This window comes from Streptomyces sp. NPDC048291, assembly GCF_043201715.1.
In the GTDB taxonomy this organism is placed as follows: Bacteria; Actinomycetota; Actinomycetes; order Streptomycetales; family Streptomycetaceae; genus Streptomyces.
The window spans coordinates 570,473-597,166 of the sequence record NZ_JBICZC010000001.1 but is presented as its reverse complement, the minus strand read 5'-3'; the positions used below and the strand labels follow the sequence as shown (position 1 = coordinate 597,166).

23 protein-coding genes are annotated in these 26,694 nt (G+C 71.7%); 4 read left to right on the top strand and 19 right to left on the bottom strand.

The features are described from left to right. Positions 1 to 177: 177 nt before the first annotated feature. From ACGF5O_RS02575 to rsmH, 16 genes are all read right to left on the bottom strand, one after another. Entirely contained in the window at positions 178 to 1,509 is a 1,332-nt protein-coding gene (locus tag ACGF5O_RS02575; RefSeq protein WP_393808075.1) for a DivIVA domain-containing protein, read from the bottom strand. A gap of 55 nt (positions 1,510 to 1,564) precedes the next feature. Next, positions 1,565 to 1,849, bottom strand: a complete 285-nt coding sequence (locus tag ACGF5O_RS02570; RefSeq protein ID WP_046729537.1) for a YggT family protein — start codon at positions 1,847 to 1,849, stop codon at positions 1,565 to 1,567. A 52-nt stretch (positions 1,850 to 1,901) separates the two neighbouring features. Further along, a complete protein-coding gene (locus ACGF5O_RS02565; protein ID WP_362581654.1) occupies positions 1,902 to 2,543 on the bottom strand; it encodes a cell division protein SepF in 642 nt (213 codons plus the stop codon). A gap of 127 nt (positions 2,544 to 2,670) precedes the next feature. Beyond that, on the bottom strand, positions 2,671 to 3,390 hold the full coding sequence (locus ACGF5O_RS02560) for a YggS family pyridoxal phosphate-dependent enzyme (RefSeq protein ID WP_362581656.1): 720 nt from the start codon (positions 3,388 to 3,390) through the stop codon (positions 2,671 to 2,673). A gap of 6 nt (positions 3,391 to 3,396) precedes the next feature. Continuing rightward, positions 3,397 to 4,125 carry a peptidoglycan editing factor PgeF gene (gene pgeF / locus ACGF5O_RS02555; RefSeq protein ID WP_393808074.1) on the bottom strand — a complete coding sequence of 243 codons (729 nt, stop codon included), beginning with the start codon at positions 4,123 to 4,125 and terminating at the stop codon, positions 3,397 to 3,399. A 10-nt stretch (positions 4,126 to 4,135) separates the two neighbouring features. After that, the gene (gene ftsZ / locus ACGF5O_RS02550; protein WP_089101080.1) at positions 4,136 to 5,332 is read right to left on the bottom strand and encodes a cell division protein FtsZ; all 1,197 of its coding nucleotides are present in this window, start codon (positions 5,330 to 5,332) and stop codon (positions 4,136 to 4,138) included. 277 nt (positions 5,333 to 5,609) lie between these two features. After that, a complete protein-coding gene (locus ACGF5O_RS02545) occupies positions 5,610 to 6,404 on the bottom strand; it encodes a cell division protein FtsQ/DivIB (protein WP_393808401.1) in 795 nt (264 codons plus the stop codon). Positions 6,405 to 6,433: 29 nt separating this feature from the next. Then, positions 6,434 to 7,522: an undecaprenyldiphospho-muramoylpentapeptide beta-N-acetylglucosaminyltransferase gene (gene murG, locus ACGF5O_RS02540; protein ID WP_362581660.1), complete on the bottom strand. Its 1,089-nt coding sequence runs from the start codon at positions 7,520 to 7,522 to the stop codon at positions 6,434 to 6,436. A gap of 6 nt (positions 7,523 to 7,528) precedes the next feature. After that, entirely contained in the window at positions 7,529 to 8,884 is a 1,356-nt protein-coding gene (ftsW, locus tag ACGF5O_RS02535) for a putative lipid II flippase FtsW (RefSeq protein ID WP_393808073.1), read from the bottom strand. 66 nt (positions 8,885 to 8,950) lie between these two features. Continuing rightward, complete coding sequence (gene murD, locus ACGF5O_RS02530; RefSeq protein WP_393808072.1) at positions 8,951 to 10,369, bottom strand: UDP-N-acetylmuramoyl-L-alanine--D-glutamate ligase; 1,419 nt, start codon at positions 10,367 to 10,369, stop codon at positions 8,951 to 8,953. After that, positions 10,351 to 11,421, bottom strand: a complete 1,071-nt coding sequence (gene mraY / locus ACGF5O_RS02525; protein ID WP_362581947.1) for a phospho-N-acetylmuramoyl-pentapeptide-transferase — start codon at positions 11,419 to 11,421, stop codon at positions 10,351 to 10,353. The genes murD and mraY overlap by 19 nt, the downstream gene beginning before the upstream one ends. After that, positions 11,421 to 12,848 carry a UDP-N-acetylmuramoyl-tripeptide--D-alanyl-D-alanine ligase gene (murF, locus tag ACGF5O_RS02520; RefSeq protein WP_393808071.1) on the bottom strand — a complete coding sequence of 476 codons (1,428 nt, stop codon included), beginning with the start codon at positions 12,846 to 12,848 and terminating at the stop codon, positions 11,421 to 11,423. The genes mraY and murF overlap by 1 nt, the downstream gene beginning before the upstream one ends. Before the next feature lie 4 nt (positions 12,849 to 12,852). After that, complete coding sequence (locus ACGF5O_RS02515; RefSeq protein ID WP_393808070.1) at positions 12,853 to 14,517, bottom strand: UDP-N-acetylmuramoyl-L-alanyl-D-glutamate--2,6-diaminopimelate ligase; 1,665 nt, start codon at positions 14,515 to 14,517, stop codon at positions 12,853 to 12,855. Between the two features lie 42 nt (positions 14,518 to 14,559). After that, on the bottom strand, positions 14,560 to 16,560 hold the full coding sequence (locus ACGF5O_RS02510) for a peptidoglycan D,D-transpeptidase FtsI family protein (protein ID WP_393808069.1): 2,001 nt from the start codon (positions 16,558 to 16,560) through the stop codon (positions 14,560 to 14,562). Next, on the bottom strand, positions 16,557 to 17,138 hold the full coding sequence (locus tag ACGF5O_RS02505) for a septum formation initiator family protein (RefSeq protein WP_393808068.1): 582 nt from the start codon (positions 17,136 to 17,138) through the stop codon (positions 16,557 to 16,559). The genes ACGF5O_RS02510 and ACGF5O_RS02505 overlap by 4 nt, the downstream gene beginning before the upstream one ends. A gap of 15 nt (positions 17,139 to 17,153) precedes the next feature. Next, the gene (gene rsmH, locus ACGF5O_RS02500) at positions 17,154 to 18,110 is read right to left on the bottom strand and encodes a 16S rRNA (cytosine(1402)-N(4))-methyltransferase RsmH (RefSeq protein ID WP_393808067.1); all 957 of its coding nucleotides are present in this window, start codon (positions 18,108 to 18,110) and stop codon (positions 17,154 to 17,156) included. A 354-nt stretch (positions 18,111 to 18,464) separates the two neighbouring features. On the opposite strand from rsmH, the gene ACGF5O_RS02495 reads away from it, so the two are divergent. The 4 genes from ACGF5O_RS02495 (at position 18,465) to ACGF5O_RS02480 (ending at position 24,159) form a co-directional block, all read left to right on the top strand. After that, entirely contained in the window at positions 18,465 to 19,013 is a 549-nt protein-coding gene (locus ACGF5O_RS02495; protein ID WP_393808066.1) for a beta-class carbonic anhydrase, read from the top strand. Positions 19,014 to 19,388: 375 nt separating this feature from the next. Further along, positions 19,389 to 20,429, top strand: a complete 1,041-nt coding sequence (locus ACGF5O_RS02490; RefSeq protein WP_393808065.1) for an AAA family ATPase — start codon at positions 19,389 to 19,391, stop codon at positions 20,427 to 20,429. Next, positions 20,429 to 21,778, top strand: coding sequence for a DUF58 domain-containing protein (locus tag ACGF5O_RS02485; protein ID WP_393808064.1), 1,350 nt, complete (start codon positions 20,429 to 20,431; stop codon positions 21,776 to 21,778). Before ACGF5O_RS02490 ends, ACGF5O_RS02485 begins: the two co-directional genes overlap by 1 nt. Beyond that, positions 21,775 to 24,159: a DUF3488 and DUF4129 domain-containing transglutaminase family protein gene (locus ACGF5O_RS02480; RefSeq protein WP_393808063.1), complete on the top strand. Its 2,385-nt coding sequence runs from the start codon at positions 21,775 to 21,777 to the stop codon at positions 24,157 to 24,159. The genes ACGF5O_RS02485 and ACGF5O_RS02480 overlap by 4 nt, the downstream gene beginning before the upstream one ends. A gap of 292 nt (positions 24,160 to 24,451) precedes the next feature. On the opposite strand, the gene ACGF5O_RS02475 is transcribed toward ACGF5O_RS02480, so the two are convergent. The 3 genes from ACGF5O_RS02475 to ACGF5O_RS02465 form a co-directional block, all read right to left on the bottom strand. Further along, entirely contained in the window at positions 24,452 to 24,841 is a 390-nt protein-coding gene (locus ACGF5O_RS02475) for a DUF3040 domain-containing protein (protein ID WP_393808062.1), read from the bottom strand. Positions 24,842 to 25,118: 277 nt separating this feature from the next. After that, a complete protein-coding gene (locus tag ACGF5O_RS02470) occupies positions 25,119 to 25,889 on the bottom strand; it encodes a methyltransferase (RefSeq protein WP_362581685.1) in 771 nt (256 codons plus the stop codon). 170 nt (positions 25,890 to 26,059) lie between these two features. Next, positions 26,060 to 26,623 (bottom strand): SAV_6107 family HEPN domain-containing protein, encoded by a 564-nt coding sequence (locus ACGF5O_RS02465; RefSeq protein WP_393808061.1) that lies wholly within the window; start codon positions 26,621 to 26,623, stop codon positions 26,060 to 26,062. Positions 26,624 to 26,694 lie beyond the last annotated feature (71 nt).

The following is a 26,694-nucleotide window of genomic DNA, read 5'->3' as shown; positions in this document are numbered from 1 at the left end:
CTCCAGGTCGGAGCCCGCATCGTGCGCGGTTCCCCGCGCCCCTGGTGGGGGTGGTGGGCGCCGTTGGGAAGCGGGTGGGACGCAACCCGCGTAAAAAGGGCGGGGCCCCGGATCGGAATCCGGGGCCCCGCCCTCTGGTGCTCTGCCGACGGCTACGCGCGCGCTACGCGCCCGCCGTCAGTTGTCGTCCTCGTCGATCAGGAAGCCGCGCATCGGGGACGGCGCCTGGCCCATCGGAGAGGGGCCCTGCGGGCGAACCGGTGCCATCGGCTGGGTCATCGCCGGCGTCATCTGCTGCTGGCCGCCGTAGGACGGGGCAGCGGGGGACGGGGCGCCCATCGACGGGCCACCCATGGACGGACCGCCCATGGACGGGTTGCCGCCGTAGGACGGGGCGCTCGCGCCGGCCGGGGCCATGGAGGGCGCCGGGGACGGCGGGAGGGAGGCCGCGGCCGGGGTGCGCGGGGGCGCCAGGGAGTCGTCGGCCTGGGTCTCCAGCTGACGCAGCTGCGACTCCAGGTACGACTTCAGACGCGTGCGGTACTCGCGCTCGAAGCCGCGCAGGTCCTCGACCTTGCGCTCCAGCGTGGCGCGCGCGGACTCCAGGGAGCCCATCGCGACGCGGTGCTTCTCCTGCGCGTCCCGCTCCAGCGCGTCGGCCTTGGCACGGGCGTCACGCTCGAGACCCTCGGCGCGGCTGCGGGCCTCGCCGACGATCTTGTTGGCCTCGGAGCGGGCCTCGGCGATCGCCTGGTCGGCGGTCTGCTGGGCCAGCGAGAGGACACGGGCGGCGCTGTCGCCACCGGGGCCCTGACCGGGGCCGCCCATCGGACCGCCCATGGGGCCGCCCATCGGGCCACCCATCTGCTGCTGCATGGGGGGCTGGCCACCCATCGGGCCCATGCCCTGGCCCATCGGACCGGGACCCTGACCCATCGGACCCTGACCCATCGGGCCGGGACCCTGACCCATGGGGCCCTGCCCCATCGGACCCTGACCCATGGGGCCGGGACCCATCGGACCCTGACCCATCGGACCGGGACCCTGCGGACCCTGGCCACTGGGACCGGCCGGCAGCTGCGGGGCGCCGCTCGGCAGCTGCGGGGGACCGCCCATGGGGCCACCCATCTGCTGCTGCGGCGGGCCCGATATGCCGGCGGGCACCGGAGCGCCGGGACCTCGCATGCCCTGCTGCGGCATACCGCCCTGAGGCATGCCCTGCTGCGGCATGCCACCCTGCTGAGGCATGCCCTGCTGCGGCATTCCGCCCTGGGGCATACCGCCCTGGTCCTGCGGCTCCGGAGGCTTGCGCATGTTCTGCTGGTTCTGGGCAGCAGCGCGCGTGGCCGCGGCCAGCTTGGCGCGCAGGTCCTCGTTCTCGCGGAGCAGGCGCGTCAGTTCGGCTTCGACCTCGTCGAGGAAGGCATCGACCTCGTCCTCGTCATAGCCTTCTCGGAGGCGGACGGTCGTGAACTGCTTGTTCCGCACGTCCTCGGGGGTCAACGGCATCTCTTCACCTCAACGTAGTCGTCGGCATCGGCAAGACGGTAGGTCACATCGCTCATCACAGCCGACCAACGATCGCGATCAGGATGTAGACGATGATCATCAGTACGAAGAAGGACAGGTCGAGTGCCACGCCCCCGAGACGCAGCGGCGGAATGAACCGCCGCAGAAGCTTGAGCGGTGGATCGGTGACAGTGTAGGTGGCCTCAAGTACGACCACCATCGCCTTGCCGGGTTGCCATGAGCGGGCGAACTGGAACACGTAGTCCATGACCAACCGGAAGATGAGCACGATGAGGAAGCACATCAGCGCGATGTAGATCACATCCAGGAACACGCTCATGATCCGTGCTTTCCCTCTCCCCTGTTTCCGTGCCTAGTACCGGTCTTGCGTCTCAGCTCTGGTTGAAGAACCCGCCCTCTGCGATGCGGGCCTTGTCCTCCGCCGTGACATCGACGTTAGCAGGCGACAACAGGAACACCTTCTGCGTCACCCGCTCGATGCTTCCGTGAAGACCAAACACCAAACCAGCCGCAAAGTCGACAAGTCGCTTCGCGTCTGTGTCATCCATCTCAGTCAGATTCATGATCACCGGGGTGCCCTCACGGAAGTGTTCCCCGATGGTACGGGCCTCGTTGTAGGTCCGGGGGTGAAGTGTGGTGATCCGGTAAGGCTCTCGTTCCGACACGACCTTGGGCATGATCACCGGTGCGTTCTTCTCCAGGCTTGCGCGTTCTTGTGTGATGGACGCCACGGGGGCGATGCGCGCCGGGCGTCCCGATTCCGCGGGGAGCGCGGCGGAATGCGACACCGGTTCGCGCGGGGGCGACGGTTGCACCACTCGTACCGAATCGTCCCTTTGGGACAGGTGTGAACCGTGGGACTGGTGTGGCGGCTCGTGCCGCCGGTGGTCCCGCTCGGGCTCCGGGTCCAGTTCGGGCTCGAAGTCGTCGTCTGGGTCGAAACCGCGGCCGTCGTACCCATCGTCCTCCACGAGGCCGAGGTAGACCGCCATCTTGCGCATCGCGCCGGCCATGCTCTGAGTCCTCCGCTCTGTGGTGGATCGGTGACGACTGCCAAGTCCCGCGATCCACAAGGTCGTTGTGACCGCCTTGGGGCGGCATTGACCATATTTTCTGCTGTGGTCCGACTTCTTGGCGACGTTACCCGAGCCTGGGGCGGACTCCGAGTACCGCGGTGCCGACGCGTACATGTGTCGCCCCGGCGGCCACGGCTTCCTCAAGGTCCGCACTCATCCCTGCGGAGACCATGTTCGCAGCCGGATGGTCTCGGCGCAGGTCGGTCGACAAATCCATCAACCGCTCGAACGCCGCGCGTTGGCGCCCCGCGTACTCCCCGGTGAGCGGAGCGACGGTCATGAGTCCGTCGAGCCGAAGTCCCGGCGAACGGGCGACGAGGGCGGCCAACTCTTCGATTCCGTCCGGCGCCACGCCGCCGCGCTCCCCCCGGCCGTTCGCGCCCGCGTCGAGCGCGACCTGGAGGAGGCACCCGACCTCGCGTCCGGCCCGCACCGCCTCCCTGGACAGCGCGTCCACGAGCCTGGGGCGATCGACGGACTGCACGAGACCCGCGTATCCCACCACGGATCGCACTTTATTGGTCTGGAGTTGACCGACAAAGTGCCAGATCAAGGGCAGATCCGAACATTCGGCGGCCTTGGGGGCCGCGTCCTGGTCCCGGTTCTCGGCGACGTGGCGCACCCCGAGCCCCGACAGGATCCGCACGTCGCTCGCCGGGTAGGTCTTGGTGACCACGATCAGGGTCACCTCCTCCCGCTTGCGCCCGGCCGCAGCACAGGCGGCGGCGATGCGCTCCTCCACTTTCGCCAGGTTCGCGGCGATCTCGGTCTTACGGTCCGTCATGCCCCATCAGTCCAGCCATACATAGCCGGCGAGCCGCCCGGTGGTGCGGTCCCTCCGGTACGAGAAGTGATCGCCCGACTCCAGCGTGCACACCGGCGACTGCGCCCGGTCGAGCACTCCGGCGCGCGCGAGCTGTGCGTGCACTCCGGCGCTCACGTCCACCGCCGGAGTGCCCCAGCTGGTCTCGGCGCGCGCCGTCGGCTCGACGGCGGCCACCTCGGCGCGCATCGCCTCCGGCACCTCGTAGCACCGGCCGCAGACGGCGGGTCCGGTGCGGGCGACGATCCGGCCCGGGTCGGCGCCGAGTTCCGTCATGGCGCGCACGGCGGCGGGGACGACTCCGGCGATCATGCCGGGCCGGCCCGCGTGGGCGGCGGCCACGATCCCGGCGGCCGGGTCGGCCAGCAGGACCGGCGTGCAGTCGGCGGTGAGCACGGCGAGGGCGAGCCCCCGGCGCGCGGTGACCACCGCATCGACCTCGGGTACCGGCCGGTCTCCCCAGGGTTCGTCCACGACGGCGACGTCGTTTCCGTGGACCTGGTTCATCCAGACCACCAGTCCGGGGTCCAGGCCGAGCGACTTGGCGGCGATCTCCCGGTTGGTCCGTACCACGCCGGGGTCGTCGCCGACCGCCCCGCCCAGGTTGAGCTCCTCGTACGGAGCGGCGCTCACCCCGCCCCACCTGTCGGTGAAGACGAAGTGCGCGCCGCTCACGGTCTCGCGCTGTCCTATCACGTCGTAAGGATCACTTGAGGAAGTCCGGTACGTCCAGTTCCTCGGCCGCGCTGTCCGTGTAGGAACGGGACGGCGGGACCGGCGGGGCGACCGGGATGTCGGCCACCGGCTCGGGCGCCGGCTCCGGCTCCTCCTTCGGGGTCACGCTGCCGAGCGAGCCGAAGGAGGGGCGCTCGGGCTCGCGCCGGGCGGGAGCGGGCTCCTCGCGGCGGGCGGAGGCCGAGGACGAGCCGAGCACGTTGTCCCGGCGGGCCGGGGGCTGGCCCCCGTCGAAGCCGGCCGCGATGACGGTGACGCGGACCTCGTCGCCGAGGGCGTCGTCGATGACCGCGCCGAAGATGATGTTGGCCTCGGGGTGGGCGGCCTCGCTGACCAGCTGGGCGGCCTCGTTGATCTCGAACAGGCCGAGGTCGGAGCCGCCGGAGATGGAGAGCAGGACGCCCCGGGCGCCGTCGATGGAGGCCTCCAGGAGCGGCGAGGAGATCGCCATCTCGGCGGCGGCCACCGCGCGGTCGTCGCCGCGGGCCGAGCCGATGCCCATGAGGGCCGAACCGGCCTCGGACATGACCGACTTGACGTCGGCGAAGTCGAGGTTGATCAGGCCGGGGGTGGTGATGAGGTCGGTGATGCCCTGGACACCGGAGAGCAGGACCTGGTCGGCCGACTTGAAGGCGTCGAGCACCGAGACCTGGCGGTCCGAGATGGACAGCAGCCGGTCGTTCGGGATGACGATGAGGGTGTCGACCTCTTCGCGGAGTTCGGCGATGCCGTCCTCGGCCTGGTTGGCGCGGCGCCGGCCCTCGAAGGTGAACGGGCGGGTGACCACGCCGATGGTGAGGGCGCCGAGGGAGCGCGCGATGTTGGCCACGACGGGCGCGCCGCCGGTGCCGGTGCCGCCGCCTTCGCCGGCCGTCACGAAGACCATGTCGGCCCCCTTGAGGACCTCCTCGATCTCCTCGCGGTGGTCCTCGGCGGCCTTGCGGCCGACGGCCGGGTTGGCGCCGGCGCCGAGTCCGCGGGTGAGTTCACGGCCGACGTCGAGCTTGACGTCGGCGTCGCTCATCAACAGCGCCTGTGCGTCGGTGTTGATGGCGATGAACTCGACGCCCTTGAGGCCGACCTCGATCATCCGGTTGATGGCATTGACACCACCGCCGCCGACACCGATGACCTTGATGACTGCGAGGTAGTTCTGCGGTGCTGCCACGTCGAAGGCCTCTCGCCTCGAATTACGTTGCCGTCCACGTGCGGTGCCCGCGCGGGACGGCAGATGCCGATTGGGACGGTCCGTAGCGCCGACCCGAACCCTAACGTTGAAGTTTAGGGTTACCAGTGTGTCCGTTCCTTGAAGTCTTCTGAACAGGACACTAAGTCGACAAGTGGCGCCCGTTCAACGAACACGCCGAACCTCCCGTTTTTCTTTTCACCCTATGTGATCAGCCGTAGCAGTGCCCAACCAGGGTGCTGGCCTGCGCTGATGTGCGTCAACTCGCCGATGACGCAGGGGCGGTGGGAACACTCACGTCGAAGTGCCGGGCGCCCGGAGCGGCTTTCAGGAGTGCGGTGAGCGTACGCGCCTTCGCGGCGCCGTTCTCGGAACTGCCCCACTCCACGACACGGCCGCCGCCCAACTCCAGCGAGATGTCGTCGTAGGAACGGACCTTGAGGGTCCGGGTGTCCCGGCGGACGACGGCCGGAATGGCACGCGCGACGTCGACCGCCTCCCGCACCAGCCGGTCGGTGCCGAACCGGCGCAGGCTCGCGGTCGCCGAACCCGACCGGGACAGACTCAATTCCAGCGCCGGGACGCCTTTCGGCGCCTGCGAAACCGTGGCGAACCGGACGCCTTCCCTGTCCACTTCGGTGAAAAACCCGCCCTTTTCGATGAGCAGTACGGGAGTACGCTCGGTCACTTTCAGCCCGATTCCGCGGGGCCAGGAACGGACCACGTCCACCGTGTCGATGCGGGGCAGTTTCCGGCGCAGCCGGGCCTCGATCCCGTCGGTGTCGACGGAGACCAGCGGCGCCCCGACGGGGACGTCTGCGGCCTCCAGGACCTGCTCGGGGGTCAGAACGGCTGTACCGGAGACGGAGACATGGCGGACGCGCAGCCACGGGGAGCCGTACAGCAGCCACACGGAGCCGGAGCCGAGGAGCACCACGGACAGGACCAGGATGACGATCCTGCGAAAGCGGCGGTTCCGCAGCCGACGGACGAGCGGCGGGCCGGACGACTCCTGCTGGCGTTCACCGCGTTCGGCGGTGGTCGATCCGGCCACGCTGCTCACTTGCCCTTCGTCATACGGTCCTATCGGCTCGAGGCGATCGCCTCGTACACCATGCCGACGAGCAGGTCGTCGGCGTCCCGGCGGCCGAACTCGCTCGCCGCGCGGGACATCTCGTACAGCCGGTGCGGGTCGGCGAGCACGGGCAGGACGTTCTGCTGCACCCATTCCGGGGTGAGTTCCGCGTCGTCGACCAGCAGGCCGCCGCCGGCCTTGACCACCGGCTGGGCGTTCAGCCGCTGTTCGCCGTTGCCGATGGGCAGCGGGACGTAGGCGGCCGGGAGTCCGACGGCGGAGAGCTCGGCGACGGTCATCGCGCCCGCGCGGCAGAGCATCATGTCGGCCGCGGCGTACGCGAGGTCCATCCGGTCCAGGTAACTTACCGGGATGTAGGGCGGCATCCCCGGCATCTGGTGCACCTGCGGCAGTTCGTTCTTCGGGCCGACCGCGTGCAGGATCTGGATGCCGGCCTGCTGCAGCCAGGGCGCGACCTGCTGCACGACCTCGTTGAGGCGGCGGGCGCCCTGGGAGCCGCCGGAGACCAGCAGCGTGGGCAGGTTGGGGTCGAGGCCGAAGCGGTGGCGGGCCTCGGGTCGGGCGGCGGCGCGGTCCAGGGTGGCGATGGAGCGGCGCAGCGGGATGCCGATGTAGCGGGCGTCGCGCAGCTTGCTGTCCGGGGTGGAGACCGCGACCTTGGCGGCGTACCGGGAGCCGATCTTGTTGGCCAGGCCGGGGCGGGCGTTGGCCTCGTGGATCACGATCGGCACGCCGAGGCGCTTGGCGGCGAGGTAGGCGGGCAGGGCGACATAGCCGCCGAAGCCCGCGACACAGTCCGCCTTGGTGCGCTCCAGGATCTGCTCGGCCGCCTTGATGGTGCCGCGCAGCCGGCCGGGGACGGTGATCAGCTCGGGGGTGGGCCTGCGGGGCAGTGGCACCGCCGGGATCAGCGCCAGCTCGTAGCCGCGCTGCGGGACGAGCGTGGTCTCCAGGCCGCGTTCCGTGCCCAGGGCCGTGATCCCCACGGTGGGGTCCTGCCTGCGCAGGGCGTCCGCGAGGGCGAGCGCGGGCTCGATGTGGCCCGCGGTACCCCCGCCGGCGAGTACGACATGCACCGAAATTCACCGCTCTCCGGACGGGCGGGCCGCGGGGGCCCGCCGTCGCATCGTGTTCCATCTCCGAGGCCCCTGAGGGCCCCCGGCTCCCCGCTTTCTACCAAAGCGAGGTTGCCGCATCGCAAGCGCCGCCCGCGCACCGGGCTCGTCGCGCGCGAAGGCGATCAGCAACCCGATGGCGAACATGGTCGGCAGCAGGGCGGAGCCTCCGTAGGAGAACAGCGGGAGGGGGACGCCGGCGATCGGCAGCAGGCCGAGCACCGCACCGATGTTGATCACCGCCTGGGCGGTGATCCAGGTGGTCACGCCTCCCGCGGCGTACCTCACGAAGGGGTCCTCCGTGCGTCCGGCCACGCGGATACCCGCATAGCCTAGAGCCGCGAAGAGGGCCAGTACCGACAGCGTCCCCGCCAGACCCAGTTCCTCACCGGTGACGGCGAAGATGAAGTCGGTGTGGGCTTCGGGGAGTTGTCCCCATTTCTCCACACTCGCGCCGAGGCCGGATCCGAAGAGCCCGCCGGAGGCCAGGGCGTAGATGCCATGAACCGCCTGCCAGCAGTCGGCGACGCCGCTCCTCGGCTCGGTGGCGCCGATGCAGGCGAGCCGGGCCATCCGGTTGGGGCTGGTCTTGATGAGGATCACACCGAGCACGCCCGCGATGGACAGCACGGCGGCGAACAGCCGGGTCGGGGCCCCCGCCAGCCACAGCAGGCCGAACAGGATCGCGGTGAGGATGATCGCCGTGCCCATGTCGCCGCCGAGCATGATCAGCCCGAGCAGCAGGAAGCTCACCGGAACGAGCGGCACCAGCATGTGCTTCCACTGGGTCAGCAGCCGCTTCTCCTGTTTGCGCGCCATCAGGTCGGCGCCCCACAGCACCAGGGCGAGCTTGCCGAACTCGCTGGGCTGGATCTGGAAGGAGCCGCCGAGCGAGATCCAGTTCTGGTTGCCGTTGACGGACATCCCTATCCCGGGGACCTGCACGAGCGCCATCATGAAGACGGCGCCGGCGAGGATCGGGTAGGCGAGCGCCCGGTGCAGCTTCACCGGCATGCGGGAGGCCACGAGCAGCAGCACGCCGCCGATGCAGGCGGCCAGGAACTGCTTCCGGAAGAAGAACGAGCCGGGCAGCGACATCTGCAGCGCGGTGATCTGGGAGGCCGAGTAGACCATCACCAGACCCAGCACGATGATCAGCAGACTGCCGCCGAGGATCAGGTAGTACGCGGTCAGCGGCCGGTCCCAGGCCCGTTGGGCGCGCAGGTAGAACCGCCGCAGCGGGTTCTCGCGCGCGGCGCGGGGCGCGGCGGGGCGGCGGACCGCCCGCTGTACGGGCGGGCGGCCGGTGCGGCTACCGGACATCAACGCCTCCGCTGAACGTCGACCGTCCCACGCGTCCCTCCCAAGGTCGCCCGGCAGGCGGCCGGGTCAGGCGCCGAGTTCGCGAACAGCCTGGGCGAACGCGTCACCGCGCTGGTTGTAGTTGGCGAACATGTCCATGGAGGCACAGGCGGGCGCAAGGAGCACCGTGTCGCCCTCGACCGCCAGCCGCCGGGCCTCCTGGACCGCCGCGAGCATCGCCCCAGTGTCGGTCCGGTCGAGGTCGACGACCGGGACTTCCGGCGCGTGTCGCGCGAGGGCGTCCCGGATGAGGGCGCGATCGGCGCCGATGAGCACCACACCGCGAAGCCGCTTTGCCGACTTGGCGACCAGCTCGTCGAAGGTCGCGCCCTTCGCCAGACCGCCCGCAATCCATACGATCGACTCATATGATGCCAACGAGGCTTCGGCCGCGTGGGTGTTGGTCGCCTTGGAGTCGTCGACGTAGGCGACCCCGTCCATGTCGGCCACGTGCGCGATGCGGTGGGCGTCCGGAGTGAAGGCCCGCAGCCCGTCGCGTACGGCCGTGGGCGGCACCCCGAAGGCGCGCGCGAGGGCCGCGGCGGCAAGGGCGTTGGCGATGTTGTGCGGGGCCGGCGGGTTGACGTCGGAGACCTCGGCCAGCTCCTGGGCGTTCTTCTGCCGGTTCTCGACGAAGGCGCGGTCGACGAGGATGCCGTCCACGACGCCGAGCTGGGAGGGGCCCGGGGTGCCGAGGGTGAAGCCGATGGCCCGGCAGCCCTCCTCGACGTCGGCCTCGCGCACCAGCTCCTCGGTGAGCTTGTCGGCGACGTTGTAGACGCAGGCGACCCGGTTGCCCTCGTAGATGCGGCCCTTGTCCTTGGCGTACGCCTCCATGGAGCCGTGCCAGTCGAGGTGGTCCGGGGCGAGGTTCAGCACGGCCGCGGAGTGGGCGCGCAGCGAGGGCGCCCAGTGCAGCTGGTAGCTGGACAGCTCCACCGCGAGGACGTCGTACTCCTCGTCGCCGAGGACCGCGTCGAGCAGGGAGACGCCGATGTTGCCGACGGCGGCCGTGCGCAGGCCCGCGGCCTTCAGGATCGACGCCAGCATCTGGACGGTGGTGGTCTTGCCGTTGGTGCCGGTGACGGCGAGCCAGGGGGCGGCGCCGGGGCCGCGGAGCCGCCAGGCCAGTTCGACGTCGCCCCAGATCTCGATGCCGGCCGCGCGGGCCGCCGTGAACAGCGGCTTGTCCGGCTTCCAGCCGGGCGCCGTGACGATCAGCTCGGTGCCCTCGGGCAGGGTCGCGCCGTCACCGAGCCGTACCGTGACGCCCAGCGCCTCCAGTTCGGCGGCCTGTTCACGCGCGCGTGCGTCGTCGCCGTCGTTGACGACCGTGACGACCGCCCCGCGCGCGTGCAGCACCTTGGCCGCCGGGACACCGGAGACGCCGAGCCCGGCGACGGTGACGTGCTTGCCCTGCCAGTCGGTCACTTGTCCGCTGCCCATCCTGCGTAGAAGAGCCCGAGTCCGACAATCACACAGATGCCCTGGATGATCCAGAAGCGGACCACCACAAGGACTTCGGACCAGCCCTTGAGTTCGAAGTGGTGCTGGAGTGGTGCCATCCGGAAGACGCGCTTGCCAGTGAGCCGGAAGGAGCCGACCTGGATGACGACCGACATGGTGATGAGGACGAACAGGCCGCCCATGATGGCGACGAGCAGCTCCGTGCGGGAGAGGATCGCCAGGCCCGTCAGGACACCGCCGAGCGCGAGCGAACCGGTGTCGCCCATGAAGATCTTGGCCGGCGAGGTGTTCCACCACAGGAAGCCGAGGCAGGAACCCATCAGCGCGGAGGCGATGACCGCGAGGTCCAGCGGGTCGCGCACCTCGTAGCAGGCGTTGGGGTTGGTCAGGGTCGTCGCGTTGGCGCAGGACTCCTGGAACTGCCAGACGCCGATGAACGTGTAGGCGCCGAAGACGAGCACGGAGGCGCCGGTGGCCAGACCGTCCAGACCGTCCGTCAGGTTCACGCCGTTGGACATCGCGAGGATCATGAACAGCGCCCAGACCACGAACAGCACCGGGCCGATGGTCCAGCCGAAGTCCGTGATGAAGGACAGCTTGGTGGAGGCCGGGGTGTTGCCGCGGGCGTCGGCGAACTGCAGCGAGAGCACCGCGAAGGAGATGCCGACGATCAGCTGCCCGGCCATCTTCGCCTTGGCCCGCAGACCGAGCGAGCGCCGCTTGACGATCTTGATGTAGTCGTCCAGGAAGCCGACCAGGCCCATCCCGCACATCAGGCCGAGCACCAGCACGCCCGAGTAGGTCGGGGTGTAGCCGGTGATCACCTTGGACAGGAAGTAGGCGGCGACCGTCGCCAGGATGAAGGCGATACCGCCCATCGTCGGCGTACCGCGCTTGCTGGCGTGCTCGCGCGGGCCGTCGTCACGGATGTACTGGCCGTAGCCCTTGCGGGCGAGGAGCTTGATCAGCAGCGGGGTGCCGATCAGCGTCAGGAAGAGACCGATGACGCCCGAGAAGAGGATCTGCTTCATCATCGGGCATCAACACCCTCGGCACCGGTCTGGAGGAGCGCCTGCGCAACGCTCTCCAGGCCCACCGACCGTGACGCCTTCACGAGGACGACGTCCCCCGGGCGCAACTCGCTGCGCAACAGGTCGACCGCCGCCTGTGCGTCGGACACGTGCACCGACTCCTCACCCCACGAACCCTCGTTATATGCGCCCAGTTGCAGCCAGGAGGCTTCCACTCCCCCGACGGCGACGAGCTTGCCGACATTGAGCCGGACGGCGAGCCGTCCGACCGCGTCGTGCTCGGCGAGCGCCTCGTCCCCGAGCTCGGCCATCTTGCCGAGCACCGCCCACGTGCGTCCCCCCCTTGCCTGTGAGGCTGTGCCCATGGCCGCGAGCGCGCGCAGCGCGGCTCGCATGGACTCGGGGTTGGCGTTGTAGGCGTCGTTGACGATGGTCACGCCGTCCGGGCGCTCGGTGACCTCCATACGCCAGCGGGAGAGGGAGCCCGCCTCGGAGAGCGCGAGGGCGATCTCTTCCGCGGACATGCCCAGCTCATGGGCGACGGCGGCCGCGGCGAGCGCGTTCGACACGTGGTGCTCACCGTACAGGCGCATGGTCACATCGCTTGCACCGGAGGGTGTGTGAAGGCTGAACGCGGGCTGTCCCGTGTCCGTGAGTCGTACGTTCTCGGCCCGTACGTCCGCTTCGGCCGACTCTCCGAAAAGGACCACCTTCGCCTTGGTACGGGAGGCCATGGCCCGCACCAACGGGTCGTCCGCGTTGAGGACCGCGACGCCGCCGTCCTCGGCCGCGGGCAGCGCCTCCACCAACTCGCCCTTCGCCTGGGCGATCTGCTCCCGGCCGCCGAACTCGCCGATGTGGGCGGTGCCGACGTTCAGGACCAGGCCGATCTTCGGGGGCGTCAGATCGGTGAGGTAGCGGATGTGGCCGATGCCGCGGGCGCCCATCTCCAGCACCAGGAACTTCGTCTCCCCGGTGGCGGACAGTGCGGTCAGCGGCAGCCCGATCTCGTTGTTGAGCGAGCCGGGCGTGAAGACGGTCGGCGCCTTGGTGCGAAGCACCTGGGCGATGAGGTCCTTGGTACTGGTCTTGCCGGCCGAGCCGGTCAGCGCCACGAGGGTCGCGCCGAGCCGTCGTACGACATGACGCGCGAGGGCACCGAGGGCGGTCTGGACGTCGTCCACGACGATCGCGGGCACGCCGACGGGGCGCGACGCCAGTACGGCGACCGCGCCCTGCTCGACGACCTGGGCGGCGAAGTCGTGGCCGTCCGCGCGCTCGCCCACGAAGGCGGCGAACAGACTGCCCGGCCCCACCTCGCGGGAGTCCCGGACGACTTCGCCGGTGACCTGGACGGACGGATCCGGTATGTCGTGCGTCTGCCCGCCGACGACTTCTGCGATCTCGGCGAGAGAGAGGGCGATCACAAGTTCATCCCTGGGTCTTCTGGATAGCTTCGCGAAGCACTTGGCGGTCGTCGAAGGGACGGATCACGCCGGCGATGTCCTGGCCCTGCTCATGGCCCTTGCCGGCCACCAGTACGGTGTCGCCGGGGTGCGCGCGGGCGACGGCGGCCTCGATCGCGGCGGCCCGGTCCTCGAAGAGGAGCACCTCGCCGCGCTCGTGGGCGGGTACCGAGGCGGCGCCTTCGAGCATGGTCGCGAGGATGGCGAGGGGGTCCTCGGAGCGGGGGTTGTCGGAGGTCAGTACGGCGCTGTCGGCGAGCCGGGCCGCGGCGGCGCCCATCGGGGCCCGCTTGGTCCGGTCGCGGTCCCCGCCGCAGCCGAGGACGATGTGCAGCCGGCCCTTGGTGACCTTGCGCAGGGCCCGCAGCACCGACTCGACGGCGTCCGTCTTGTGGGCGTAGTCGACGACCGCGAGGTAGGGCTGCCCGGCGTCCACCCGCTCCAGGCGGCCCGGCACACCGGGCACGGCGGCGATGCCGTCGGCGGCGGTCTGCGGGTCGAGCCCGGCGGCGGCGAGGGCGACGATCGCGGCGAGGCTGTTCGCCACGTTGAAGGGGCCCGGCAGCGGCGACTTGGCGGCGACCCGCACGCCCTCGGGCCCGAAGACGGTGAACGTCGAGTCCATCGGGCCGATGTGCACGTCCGCGGCCCGCCAGTCGGCGTCGGGGTGGCCCTCCGCGGAGTAGGTGACGACCGGGACGGACGCCTCCCGGGCGAGCCGGCGGCCGTACTCGTCGTCGACGTTGACCACACCCCGTCTGCTGCGGTCCGGGGTGAACAGCCGTGCCTTGGCCCGGTAGTAGTCCTCCATGTCGGAGTGGAACTCCATGTGTTCCGGGCTGAGGTTGGTGAAGACGGCGATGTCGAAGACGCAGCCGTCGACCCGGCCGAGGACCAGGGCGTGGCTGGAGACCTCCATGGCGACCGCCTCGACCCCGCGCTCGCGCATCACGGCGAACAGGGCCTGGAGGTCGGTGGCCTCGGGGGTGGTGCGCTCGGACTTGATGCGCTCGTCGCCGATGCGCATCTCGACGGTGCCGATGAGACCGGTGCTGCGCGTGGTCTTCAGGCCGCCCTCGACCAGGTACGCCGTGGTGGTCTTCCCGGACGTGCCGGTGATGCCGATCTGGAGCAGGTCGCGGCCCGGGCGGCCGTAGATGGTCGCCGCCAGCTCGCCCATCCGCGCGCGCGGGTCGTCGACGACCAGGACCGGCAGGCCGGTCGCGGCGGCGCGGTCGGCGCCCGTCGGGTCGGTCAGTACGGCGACCGCGCCGAGGCCGGCGGCCTGGGCGGCGAAGTCGGCGCCGTGCAGCCGGGCGCCCGGCAGGGCCGCGTACAGGTCGCCGGGGCGGACCGCGCGCGAGTCATGGGTGATGCCCGTGACGTCGACCGTGCGTTTCGCGGGTTCCGGCTCGGCGGCACCCAGCTGATCGGCGAGCTCCGCGAGGGGTGTTGCGGAGACCTGAACCGGCCTGGGCGGCCCCGGATATGTCACGGAAGCGCCCTTCTGGGTGGTTTGGGACTGATCAGCGTGTGGCACGGCGGTGAGCGTACCGGGCGCACCCTCCTGCGAGCGAAGCGAGGGGCGCGGCGTCCCGTGGTTCCCGGGATCGGGGGTGATCGTTGTCACGAGCTCGTTCCTGGTGGTCTGTGCGAAGTGCTGGGGCGCTGATCAGGGCTTGTAGTCGACGGGCAGATCGGCCGCCTTGGCGCCGGTCGGCGGGATCTGGAGGGTCTTGAGGGCGAACTCCATCACCTGCTTGTAGATCGGGCCGCAGATCTGGCCGCCGAAGTAGCTGCCGGCGGTGGCGTTCTGGATGGCGCAGTAGACGGTGATACGGGGCTTGTCGGCGGGTGCGAACCCGGCGAACGACGAGGTGTAGCCGCGGTACCTGCCGGTGGCCGGATCCACTCGGTTGGCGGTGCCGGTCTTCCCCGCGACGTTGTAGCCGGGGATGGCCGCCTTGGCGCCGGTGCCCTGCTCGTCGTCCACGACGGACTCCAGCATCTCGGCGAGGGTCTTGGCCGTCTTCTGGCTGATCACGCGGGTCTTCTCGGGCTGGACGGCCGGGGTGAAGCGGCCGTCGGCACCCTTGGCGCCGCGCACCAGCGTCGGCTCGACGCGGACCCCGCCGTTGGCGATCGTCGAGTAGACGGAGGCCGCCTGCATGGCGTTGATGGAGAAGCCCTGACCGAAAGGAATCGTGTACTGCTGCGAGGTCGACCACTTGTCCGGGGCGGCCAGGATGCCCTTGGTCTCGCCGGGGAAGCCCAGCCCGGAGTAGCTGCCGATGCCGAACTTGCGCAGGTACGAGTAGAGGACCTGGTTGGCCTTCTCCTGGGTCCTGCCGAGCTGGCCGGTGGCGAGGATGGTGCCGATGTTGCTGGACTTGGCGAGCACGCCGTTGAGCGTGAGGTACCAGGTGTCGTGGTCGACGTCGTCCTTGAAGAGCCGGTCGCCGCGGTGCAGCCGGTTGGGCACCACCACGTGGGTGAGCGGGGTGGCGGCGTTCTCCTCCAGGACGGCCGCCATCGACATCACCTTGGCGGTGGAGCCGGGCTCGTAGGCGTCCTGGACGGCCGCGTTGCCCATCGCGTCGGCGTCGGCCGTCGACAGGTCGTTCGGGTCGAAGCCGGGCGAGTTGGCCATCGCCAGGATCTGCCCGGTCTGCGTGTCCTGGACGACCACGTAGCCGCGGTCCGCCTTCGACTTCTTGACCTGCTCGGTGATGGCGTTCTGCGCCGCCCACTGGATGTCCCGGTCGATGGTGAGCTCGACGTCGGAGCCGGGCACGGCCGGGGTCTCGGTGGAGCCCGCGGTGGGCACCTCACGGCCGCCGGACTGGGCGTAGCGGATCTTGCCGTCCTTGCCGGTCAGCTCCTTGTCGAGCTGCTGCTCGATGCCGCCGCCGCCCTTGCCGTCGGCGTTGACCCAGCCCAGTATCCCGGCGGCCAGGTCGCCGTTGGGGTACACGCGCTGGCTGCTCGGGTCGGCGAAGACGCCCGCCAGCACGTTCACGGTGGCGCTGTCGGTCTCGGCCTTGGTGGTGAGCGCGGACTTCAGGTCCTTGATCTGCTTCCAGACCTGCGGGGTCTGCCGGGTGGCGAGCCGGACGTAGCGCAGCTCCTTGTTCTCGGGCCGCAGCAGCTTGAGGAGGTCCGCCTGGCTCTTGCCGAGGATCGGGGAGAGCAGCGCGGCGGCCTGCTCGGGTCCGTCGTTCACCTTCAGCTGCTTGCTGGTGAACATCGTGGGGTCGGCGGTGATGTCGTACGCGTCCTCGCTGATCGCCAGCGCCACGCCGTTGCGGTCGGTGATCCCGCCGCGCTCGGCGGCCAGGGTGTGCACGACGTACCGGTTCTGCTCGGCCTTGGCCGCGTACGCGCTGGCGTCGACGGCCTGGACCTGGAGCAGGCGGCCGACGAAGACCATCAGCACCAGGGTCAGGGCGAGGCCGACCATGCGCAGCCGGGGGCGCGGGCTGCCGAGGCGCAGCGGGGGTGCGGCCGGGGGGCGCGGTCCGCCCGGGCGGCGCACCGGGCGGGCGCCGGGACCGGGGGCGGACCGGCTCCGGACGGCGCCCCTGGGGTCCCGGGGGCGGGGCGGCTTGGCGGGGCCGGGGACACGGCGGCGCGGCGGCTGCCTGTTTCCAGAAGTGTCTGGCACTTCCGTCACCTGCCGGGGGTCGTGGTCGGGGGTGTCCCGGGCGTGAGGGCCGGGTCGGGTGTCGGCGTGGCCGTCGGCGTGGCTGTCTGCGTGGGGGTCGTCCCCGGCGCGGCGGTCGCGGGCGCCGTCACCGGCGCGGAGTCGGAGACCGTCGGTGCGGGCGCGCCGGCGGACCGCGTGCCGAGCGCCTCGGGGGCGGGCGGCACGGTGGTCTGCCGGAGGGCGGCGGGGCTGGGGACGCCCTTCACGGTGCCGTCCGGGCCGAGGAAGACCGGGTCGCCACCGGGGACCATGCCGAGTTCGCGGGCGCGGCGCTGGAGGGCGTCGGGGGCGGAGTAGGCGTCGATGTCCCGCTGCAGCGCCTGTTCCTCGTCGGTGAGGTTCTTCGTCCGCTTCTGCAGGTCGTCGAGTTTGAACGAGCCCTCGCTGAGCGCCGAGTTCAGCACCAGCAGGCCGATCAGGCCGCCGCCGAGGAGCAGGACGACGAGCAGGACGAACGGGGTGCGGGCGGCCTGGCGGGCGCGGCCGGCCGGAAACAGCCGGGCGAGCCGGGCCGCCCGCCCGCGCAGCTCGGGTTTCCTACTCACACGTCCCCCGCTCGCTCACTCGGCTTCCTCCCTGATGCGCTGGACTCCCCGAAGACGCGCCGGAGCGGCCCTGCGGTTCTCGGCGACCTCTTCCTCGGTGGGAAGTTCGGCACCGCGCGTGAGCAGCTTGAGCCGGGGCTGGTACTGCTCGGGCACGACCGGCAGCCCGGGCGGCGCGGTGGTGGCGGCGCCGGCCGCGAACACCTGCTTGACGAGACGGTCCTCGAGCGAGTGGTACGACAGCACGGCGATCCGCCCGCCGACCGCGAGGGCCTTCACGGCGGCCGGGATCGCCCTTTCCAGCACGGCGAGTTCGCCGTTGACCTCGATGCGCAGCGCCTGGAAGGTGCGCTTGGCCGGGTTGCCGCCGGTGCGCTTGGCGGCCTGCGGCAGCGCGTCCCGGATCAGCTCGACGAGCCGGGCGCTGTTGGTGAACGGCTCCTTCTCGCGCTCCCGGACGACCGCCGAGACGATCCGCTTGGCCTGCTTCTCCTCGCCGTACTGGAACAGGACGCGGACGAGATCACCGGCCGGGTAGGTGTTGAGGACCTCGGCGGCGCTGATGCCGGTCGTCTGGTCCATGCGCATGTCCAGGGGCGCGTCCTGGGCGTAGGCGAAGCCGCGGTCGGCCTCGTCGAGTTGCATGGAGGAGACGCCGAGGTCGAAGAGCACGCCCTGCACGCGCGCGATGCCGAGGCGTTCGAGTACGGCGGGGAGCTCGTCGTAGACGGCGTGCACCAGGGTGGCGCGGTCACCGAAGGGGGCGAGCCGCTCGCCGGACAGGCGCAGGGCCTCCTTGTCGCGGTCCAGGGCGACCAGGCGGGCCTCGGGGAAGCGGGTCAGCAGCGCCTCGCTGTGGCCGCCGAGGCCGAGGGTGCAGTCGACGACCACACTGCCCGGCCGCTCCAGAGCGGGCGCCAGCAGATCCAGGCACCGCTGGAGCATCACCGGGACATGTCGACTCTGGCTCAAGGGGGCCTCTCAGTTCCGGCACGGGGACGCACCGCCGGGTCCCCGCCCGCTCGGTACGCGCACCGCGCACGTGGGGAGACGGCCCGGGCACAGTGCCGGGGTCTCCAGGGGATTTCACCAGCGGGGAGAGCCTCGCCTCCCGCTTCGCGTCACTTTAGTCCACCGTGTCGCGCGGTCAATCAACCGGCCTGCGCGGCGCGTACGGCGTCCCGGCCGGGACGGGGATTCATCGGAAATCACCCGTGCGGACGCGTTTTGCCCTCCGTGTGGGTTAGCTCACAACAAGCCACGATGACGTTCTTTGTCCCCTCTCACAGCAGGCCCTGAACGCGCGTGACCAGTAACGTCATGACTATGACGACTTCCGCAGCAGTTCCCACTGGATCCGAAGGCGCCATAACCACGGACGGCACCGTGACGGACCGCCTGGTCGACGCCAACCGGACCTACGCGTCCGCCTTCACCGACCCCGGCATGGACGCCCGGCCCGTGCTGCACGTGGCCGTGGTGGCCTGCATGGACGCCCGTCTCGACCTGCACAAGGCACTCGGCCTGCAGCTCGGCGACTGCCACACCATCCGCAACGCCGGCGGTGTGGTCACCGACGACGTGATCCGCTCCCTCACCATCAGCCAGCGCAAGCTCGGCACCCGCAGCATCGTGCTGATCCACCACACCGGCTGCGGTCTGGAGGCCCTCACCGAGGACTTCCGCACCGAGCTGGAGATGGAGGTCGGCCAGCGCCCGGCCTGGGCGGTGGAGTCCTTCCGGGACGTCGACCAGGACGTCCGGCAGTCCATGCAGCGGGTGCGCACCTCGCCGTTCCTGCAGCACACCGACGACGTACGCGGCTTCGTCTTCGACGTCCGCAGCGGCCTCCTGCGCGAGATCGACCCGGCCTGACCGGCCACACCGAAGGCTCCACCCGCCCGGACCGGGCCGCCTCCCCGGCCCGATCCGGGCGCGTCACACCCTCCTGGACCCCCTGGCCCCGATCCCGGCCCCGGCGCCGCGCTCCGGTCCGCCGAGCAGACCGTGCGCCCCGGAACGGGCCCGCCGTAAGCTGTCGACCCCCTGTCGAATAGGCGGTCGAAAGGCCGTAAGACCGACATACTGCGGGCAGTTGTCCACAGGCGAGTGACACGAATCGGTAACGGCAGCAAGAATGCGGTGTGAGACGTCGCGCGGAACCATTCACGCGTGGTGTCCGTGATTCGGGGTGGGCCGGTTGTGCGAGACGACGCACCGGCCGGGCAATAACGGGCCGAGGAGGGCCGGGTGACGACCTATGACGATCGAGCGAGCCTCACTGATCTGACCGCCACTGTGGAGCGGGTCCGCAGTTCGGTGGAGGGTGTGATCGAGGGCAAGCCCGAGGTCGTACGGCTTTCGCTGACCGTGCTGCTGGCCGAGGGACATCTTCTGATCGAGGACGTCCCGGGCGTGGGCAAGACGATGCTGGCGAAGGCGTTGGCGCGGTCCATCGACTGCACGGTGCGGCGCATCCAGTTCACGCCCGACCTGCTGCCGTCGGACATCACCGGCGTGTCCATCTGGGACCAGCAGCGCCGGGACTTCGAGTTCAAGCCGGGCGCCATCTTCGCGCAGATCGTGATCGGCGACGAGATCAACCGCGCCTCGCCCAAGACCCAGTCCGCGCTGCTGGAGTCGATGGAGGAGCGGCAGGTCACCATCGACGGGCAGACCTACGAACTGCCCAGCCCGTTCATGGTGGTGGCGACCCAGAACCCGGTCGAGATGGAGGGCACCTATCCGCTGCCCGAGGCCCAGCGGGACCGCTTCATGGCCCGTGTCTCGGTGGGCTACCCCAGCGTGGAGGCCGAGTTGCAGATGCTCGACATCCACGGCTCGGTCAACCCCCTGGACGACCTCCAGCCGGTGGCACACGCCCATGACGTCGTGAAGCTGATCGAGGCCGTGCGCGGGGTCCACGTCGCCGCGCCGGTCCGCAGGTACGCGGTGGACCTGGTCGCCGCCACCCGCAACCACCCCGACCTCAGACTCGGCGCCTCCCCGCGCGCGACGCTGCACCTGCTGCGCGCGGCGAAGGCGGCGGCGGCCCTGAGCGGCCGGGAGTACGCGCTGCCGGACGACGTGCAGGCGCTCGCCGTCGCGGTCCTGGCGCACCGGCTGCTGCCCACCGCCCAGGCCCAGCTCAACCGGCGCACCGCCGAGCAGGTCGTCCAGGAGATCCTGCAGTCCACCCCGGTGCCCGCGGCCCCCCAGCAGCAGACCGGCCTCGGCGGTCTCGGCCGGGGCGTGCCGGCCTATCCCCAGCAGCCCCCGCGGAGTCTGTGATGGCTGCCCCGGCGGAGGCCGGCCGCGAGGAGACGGGCGGGTTCCGCACGGCCCTGGCCGGGCTGACCACCCGCGGCCGGTCCTTCCTCGCGGCCGGCATCGCGGCGGTGATCTGCGCCTACATCCTCGGCCAGGCCGACCTGCGCCGGGTCGGGCTGCTGCTCGCCGTGCTGCCGCTGCTCTGCGTGGCCGTGCTCTACCGCACCCGCTACCGGGTGTCGGGCAGCCGCCGGCTCTCCCCCGCGCGGGTGCCGGCCGGCAGCGAGGCCCGGGTCCACCTGCGGATGGACAACGTCTCGCGGCTGCCCACCGGCCTGCTGATGCTCCAGGACCGGGTGCCCTACGTCCTCGGCCCGCGCCCCCGCTTCGTCCTGGACCGGGTGGAGCCGGGGGGCCGTCGCGAGGTGTCCTACCGGGTCCGTTCGGACCTGCGCGGCCGCTATCCGCTGGGCCCGCTCCAGCTGCGCCTGACCGACCCGTTCGGCATGTGCGAACTGACCCGCTCCTTCTCGACCTTCGACACCCTGACCGTGATCCCGAAGGTCGAGCCGCTGCCGCCGATCCGGCTCAGCGGCGAGGCGAAGGGCTACGGCGACGGACGGCAGCGCTCGCTGGCCCTGGCCGGCGAGGACGACGTGATCCCGCGCGGCTACCGGTACGGCGACGACCTGCGCCGGGTGCACTGGCGCTCCACCGCCCGCTACGGCGAGCTGATGGTGCGCCGCGAGGAGCAGCCGCAGCGCGCCCGCTGCACGGTCCTCCTCGACACCCGGGGCGGCGCCTACGAGGGCGCGGGCCCGGACTCGGCGTTCGAATGGGCGGTGTCCGGTGCCGCCTCGGTCCTGGTCCACATGCTCGAACGCGGCTTCTCGGTCCGGCTGTTGACCGACACCGGCAGCTCGGTGCCCGGCGAGGGCGCCGACGGTTTCGCGGGCTCCGGCCAGGAGTCGGCGGAGGCGGCCGGGCTGATGATGGACACCCTCGCGGTGATCGACCACTCGGACGGCTCGGGACTGTCCCGGGCCTACGACGTGCTGCGCGGCGGGAACGAGGGGCTGCTGGTGGCCTTCCTGGGCGACCTCGACGAGGAACAGGCGACGGTGGCCGCGAAGATGCGCCAGCGCAGCGGCGGTGCCGTGGCCTTCGTGCTGGACCCGGACACCTGGGTCAGGGAGCCGGCCGACGGGCCCGCTCCCGGCGACGCGCACGAGGAGCGGCTGCGGATGCTGCGCGAGGCCGGCTGGACGGCCGTCAGCGTGGAGCGCGGCGCCTCGGTGGCCGAGCTGTGGCGGCAGGCCGACCGGGAGCGCACCGGGACGGCCGCGCTGAGCGGGGAGGCATGGCGATGAGCGGACGCGCCCGGCTCGCGCTCACCGCGGCGGCGGCGACGCTGATGGCGTCCTGCTCCCTGCTGCCGCTGGTCTCCCCGACGACGTGGCTGTTCCAGGCGGCGTTCCTGCTGGCGGTGCAGACGGGCGTGGGCGCGGCCGCCCGGCGGGTGCCGCTGGCCCGGTCCCTGACCGTGGCCGCGCAGGCCCTGGTCACGCTGCTGATGCTGACCGTGGTCTTCGCCCGGAGCCACGCGATCGCCGGCGTGATCCCCGGCCCTGACACCTTCCGCTACCTCGGCGACCTGCTCCAGCAGGGCTCGGACGACGTCAGCCGGTACGCGATACCCGCGCCGCTGACGCCCGGCATCCGGCTGATGGTGATCGGCGGGGTGCTGGTCGTCGGACTGGCCGTGGACACCCTCGCGGTGACCTTCCGCAGCGCGGCCCCGGCCGGGCTGCCGCTGCTCGCGCTGTACTCGGTGGCGGCGGGGCTGTCCGACGGGCCGACCGACTGGCTGTGGTTCCTGGTGGCGGCGGCCGGCTACCTGATGCTGCTGCTCGCCGAGGGCCGGGACCGGCTCGCGCAGTGGGGCCGGGTGTTCGGCGGGGCCGCGCGCACCCCGGGCGGCCAGGAGAGCGGCGCGGTGGCCCCGGTGCGCACCGGGCGCCGGATCGGCTTCGCCGTGCTGAGCGTCGCCCTGTTCGTGCCGTTCGTGATGCCCTCGATCCAGGGCGGCCTGCTGGACGGCGCCGGGGCCGGTGTCGGCGTGGGCAACGGGAACGGCGGCACGATCTCCGCGGTCAACCCGCTGGTCTCGCTGCGGGACAGCCTCAACGTGGACGAGGACCGCCAGGTGCTGTCCGTGCGGACCACCAGCGACGACGTCTCCGACCTCTACCTGCGGATCGTGTCCCTCGACGACTTCGACGGCACCACCTGGAAGCCGGCCCAGCGGCACATCACCGGTGTGCCGGGCAGGTTCCCGACTCCGGCGGGACTGGGCGCCGACGTCAAGCGGACGACGGTGCAGTCGACGATCGCGGCCGCCGACTGGTACGCCCAGGACTGGCTGCCGATGCCCTACCCGCCGAGCGGGGTGAAGGTGGCCGGCACCTGGCGCTACGAGCCGGTCGGGATGACCCTCGTCGGCGACCACGGGCAGAACACGCGCGGCGAGACCTACCAGGTCACCAGCCTGGACGTGCAGCCGACGGCGGAGCAGCTGGCTTCGGCGCCGGATGCCTCGGCGGCGATGGAGAAGGAGTACACCAAGGTGCCCTCCTCGCTGCCGTCGGTGGTGGCGCAGACGGCGAAGGAGGTCACCGCGGGCTCGGCGAACCACTACGAGGAGGCGGTCAAGCTCCAGGACTACTTCGCGGTGACGGGCGGCTTCCAGTACGACACCCAGGTGGAGGTCGGCCGGGGCGAGGGCGCGATCGCGAACTTCCTGAAGCAGAAGCGCGGTTTCTGCGTGCACTTCTCCTTCGCGATGGCGGCGATGGCCCGGACGCTGGGCATCCCGGCCCGGGTCGCGGTGGGCTTCGCGCCGGGCACCCCGCAGGCCGACGGCACGGTGTCGGTGGGCCTGAAGGACGCGCACGCCTGGCCGGAGCTGTACTTCGAGGGCGTGGGCTGGACCCGCTTCGAGCCGACCCCGACCCGGGGCACGACCCCCTCGTACACGGTGTCGCAGACGCCCGGCTCCTCCGTGCCGGACGAGACCCTGCCCTCCAAGGGCGCCTCGGCGGAGCCGTCGGCCTCGGCCTCGCAGAGCGAGAGCTGCACGCCGCAGCTGCGCAAGGAGGGCGGCTGCGCCAGCCCGTCCGCGGCGGCCACGGTGCAGAGCGGCGACGGCGGGCCGCCGTGGTGGCAGCTGGCCCTGTGGGCGCTCGGCGGTCTCGCCGTACTGGCGGTGCCGCTGTCGCCGCTGCTGTACCGGCAGCGGGCGCGGGCGAGCCGGCTCGGGGCGCACGACCGTACGCCCTCGGGCATGGCGGCCCACACGCTGGCCGTCTGGCTGGAACTGACCGACACCGCCTGGGATTTCGGCATCCTGCCGGACGAATCGCTGACCCCGCGCAACGCGGCTGCCCGGATCGTCCGGCTCGGCAGTCTCGATCCGGCCGCCGGGGACTCGGTGCACCGGGTGGCGGACGCGGTCGAACAGGTGCTGTACGCGCCACGGCCGCGGCCGACGGCGGGTCTCGCGGACGACGTCCGCCGGGTGACGGCCGCGTTCAACGGCACGGTCGGCGTGCCCACGCGCCTGCGGGCCCTGTTCGCTCCGCGGTCGAGCGTGCGCGCGGTGTGGGCGACGTCGGCAGCCTGGACCCGGCTGCGGGACCGGGTGGCGACGGCCCGACCGACCTTGCGAAAGCCGACGGAGCAGGAAGGCTGACGGGGCGGCGCCGGGGGTGGGCTCGCTCACACCCGGCGCCGCCCCAGCGGCACGACTGCCCGCAGCTAAGCAGCCCCGCAAGGGGCGCGGGGAACTGCGTGAACAACCCCCACCGGCCCGCAGCGGTGCGGCTGCCCGCGGCTGGGGTGCGCCCCGCAAGGGGCGCGGGGAACTGCGCGAACAACCCCCACCGGCCCGCGGCAAGGGTGCGGTGCCCGGCAACGCCTGAGGGGTGACCGTCCGGTGACGGTCACCCCTCAGGCACGTTCTGTCGGCCCCTCCGGCGAAGCCGTCAGTGGCCCTGCTCGTCACGGCGGCGCTGCCAGCGCTCCTCGATGCGGTCCATCATGGACCGCTTCGGCCGGCCCTGGCGGCGGGCCTGCGGCCCCGCCGCGGGCTGCTCGCCGGGCTTGGGGGCCTTGCGCCAGCCGGTGACGGCGAGGACCGCGCAGCCGAGCATGACGAGGAAGCCCACCACGCTGACCCAGACCTGCTGGACGACCATTCCGGCGATGAGGAGCGCGATACCCACGAGGAAGCCGGCCACCGACTGGTAGACCCGGCGCCGGGTGTACGTCCGCAGGCCGCTTCCCTCAAGCGCTGTCGCGAACTTGGGGTCTTCGGCGTACAGCGCTCGCTCCATCTGCTCAAGCATTCGCTGCTCGTGCTCCGAGAGCGGCACGGCGTCCTCCTCATCGTGCAGTCGCCGGGGCGACCCGGGGGGTCCCTTCAGGATAGGCAGGGAATCGCCCCCGTGAAACCCGCCCCTCTAGGCCAATTGGCCAACCGGAACCCGCCATGGCAGTCCCGGCTCGCTGAGGCTTCCATTCCCCGGGAGCCGACCCGTCATGCCGGGTTGGTCTCCCTCGATCATACGGCGCAAACCCCTCGATCGGGGGGCCTGTGGCGTACTCCATCCGCTGTCGAGCCCCTGATCAGCGGCTCGCCTCAGGAGGATCTCAGACCCCGGTGGCACCCGGTGTCTCACCGAGCACGTGCAGCTGGGTGGCGACGGCGTGGAAGGCGGGGAGTTCGGCCGCGGCGGCCTCCAGCTTGAGGAGGGCGTCCAGGGCGCCCGGCTCGGTGTCCACCAGGACGCCGGGGACCAGGTCGGCGAAGACCCGCACGCCGTGCACGGCGGTCACGGCCAGGCCCGCGCCCTCGACCAGGCCGGTGAGCTGCTCGGCGGTGAAACGGCGCGGCATCGGGTCGCCGCTGCCCCAGCGCCCCTCGGGGTCCTCCAGGGCCTGCTTGGCCTCCGTGAAGTGGCCGGCGAGGGCACGGGCGACCACGGCCCCGCCGAGTCCGGCGGCGAGGAGACTGAGGACGCCCTCGGAGCGCAGCGCGGCCACCGTGTTGCGCACGCCCTCGGCCGGGTCGTCGACGTGTTCCAGGACTCCGTGGCAGAGGACCACGTCGTGGGCGCCGCGCTCGACCACGTCGAACAGGCCGAGGACGTCGCCCTGGACGCCCTTGACCCGGTCGGCCACGCCGGCCTCGGCGGCCCGGCGCTCCAGCGCGAACAGGGCGTTCGGGCTCGGGTCGACGACGGTGACGCGGTGGCCGAGGCGGGCCAGGGGGACGGCGAAGTTGCCGCTGCCGCCGCCGGTGTCCAGGACGTCCAGCGCGTCCCGGCCGGTGGCCTTGACCCGGCGGTCGAGGGCGTCCTGAAGAACCTCCCAGACCACGGCGGTACGGAGAGAAGCGCGGGGTCGAGTGGGGTCCGGCACGGCAGTTGACTCCTCGGCGCGGCACCGCCTGTTGCCCGGCGGCGCGAACGGGGTGCCTGCCCGGCCCGGGGTGCGGGAGGCGGGAAGGCTTCAGGCGCTCTCCACCCTATTGCCTCCGCCGCCCGCGCCCTATTGCCTCCGCCGTCTGTCGCCCCCGCCGCCCCGCCTGGTCATCCCGTGTCGGGCAGCTCCCTTCCCGGGTCGCCGGCGGGCCGCTCCCCGTCCTGGCGGCGCGGCTGCGGCAGCACCGGCTGGAGGACGAGCATCCGCTCGACGATACGGAGGAACATCGCCACGTCGCGTATGAGGTCGTCGGCGTCCCGGCGGCCGGCCGCGCCCTGGATGCCGGCCTCGGCACGGGCCCGGCGGGCGGCGCCGGAGGCGAACAGCGCGCTCCACTCGGTGAGCTCGGGCGCGACCTCGGGGAGCACCTCCCAGGCGCTGCGGATCCTGGCCCGGCGCCGGGGCGAGGTCTCGGGGCGGGCGCGGGCGGCGAGCACGGCGGCTGCGGTGCGCAGGGCGGCCAGGTGGGCGGTCGCGTAGCGCTCGTTGGAGGTGTCGAGCAGTTCGGCCTCGTCGAGGGCGGCACGGGCCTGGGTGAGCAGGTCGAGGGCGGCGGGCGGGGCCGTGGCCCGGCGGAGCACGGGGTGCACATCGCTCGCCGGGCCGGTCAGTGAGGGGGCAGGGCCGGTGGCGCGGCGCCGGTGGGCGGCGGACGCTGACGAGTTGGCCATGACGAACCTCCTGTCGTCTGAGTGACGGCGCCCTCACACGGGGTGCCGTATGTGCCCATCGTGGGGTATGG

Bases quoted from the DNA above. Each gene is read 5' to 3' on its own strand.
- ACGF5O_RS02480 (WP_393808063.1), top strand. From the start codon at position 21,775: ATGAGCGGACGCGCCCGGCTCGCGCTCACCGCGGCGGCGGCGACGCTG.
- ACGF5O_RS02570 (WP_046729537.1), bottom strand. From the start codon at position 1,849: ATGAGCGTGTTCCTGGATGTGATCTACATCGCGCTGATGTGCTTCCTC.
- ftsW (WP_393808073.1), bottom strand. From the start codon at position 8,884: ATGTCCGGTAGCCGCACCGGCCGCCCGCCCGTACAGCGGGCGGTCCGC.
- ACGF5O_RS02485 (WP_393808064.1), top strand. From the start codon at position 20,429: ATGGCTGCCCCGGCGGAGGCCGGCCGCGAGGAGACGGGCGGGTTCCGC.
- ACGF5O_RS02465 (WP_393808061.1), bottom strand. From the start codon at position 26,623: ATGGCCAACTCGTCAGCGTCCGCCGCCCACCGGCGCCGCGCCACCGGC.
- mraY (WP_362581947.1), bottom strand. From the start codon at position 11,421: ATGAAGCAGATCCTCTTCTCGGGCGTCATCGGTCTCTTCCTGACGCTG.
- murD (WP_393808072.1), bottom strand. From the start codon at position 10,369: ATGGGCAGCGGACAAGTGACCGACTGGCAGGGCAAGCACGTCACCGTC.
- ACGF5O_RS02575 (WP_393808075.1), bottom strand. From the start codon at position 1,509: ATGCCGTTGACCCCCGAGGACGTGCGGAACAAGCAGTTCACGACCGTC.
- ACGF5O_RS02565 (WP_362581654.1), bottom strand. From the start codon at position 2,543: ATGGCCGGCGCGATGCGCAAGATGGCGGTCTACCTCGGCCTCGTGGAG.
- ACGF5O_RS02560 (WP_362581656.1), bottom strand. From the start codon at position 3,390: ATGACGGACCGTAAGACCGAGATCGCCGCGAACCTGGCGAAAGTGGAG.
- ACGF5O_RS02495 (WP_393808066.1), top strand. From the start codon at position 18,465: ATGACGACTTCCGCAGCAGTTCCCACTGGATCCGAAGGCGCCATAACC.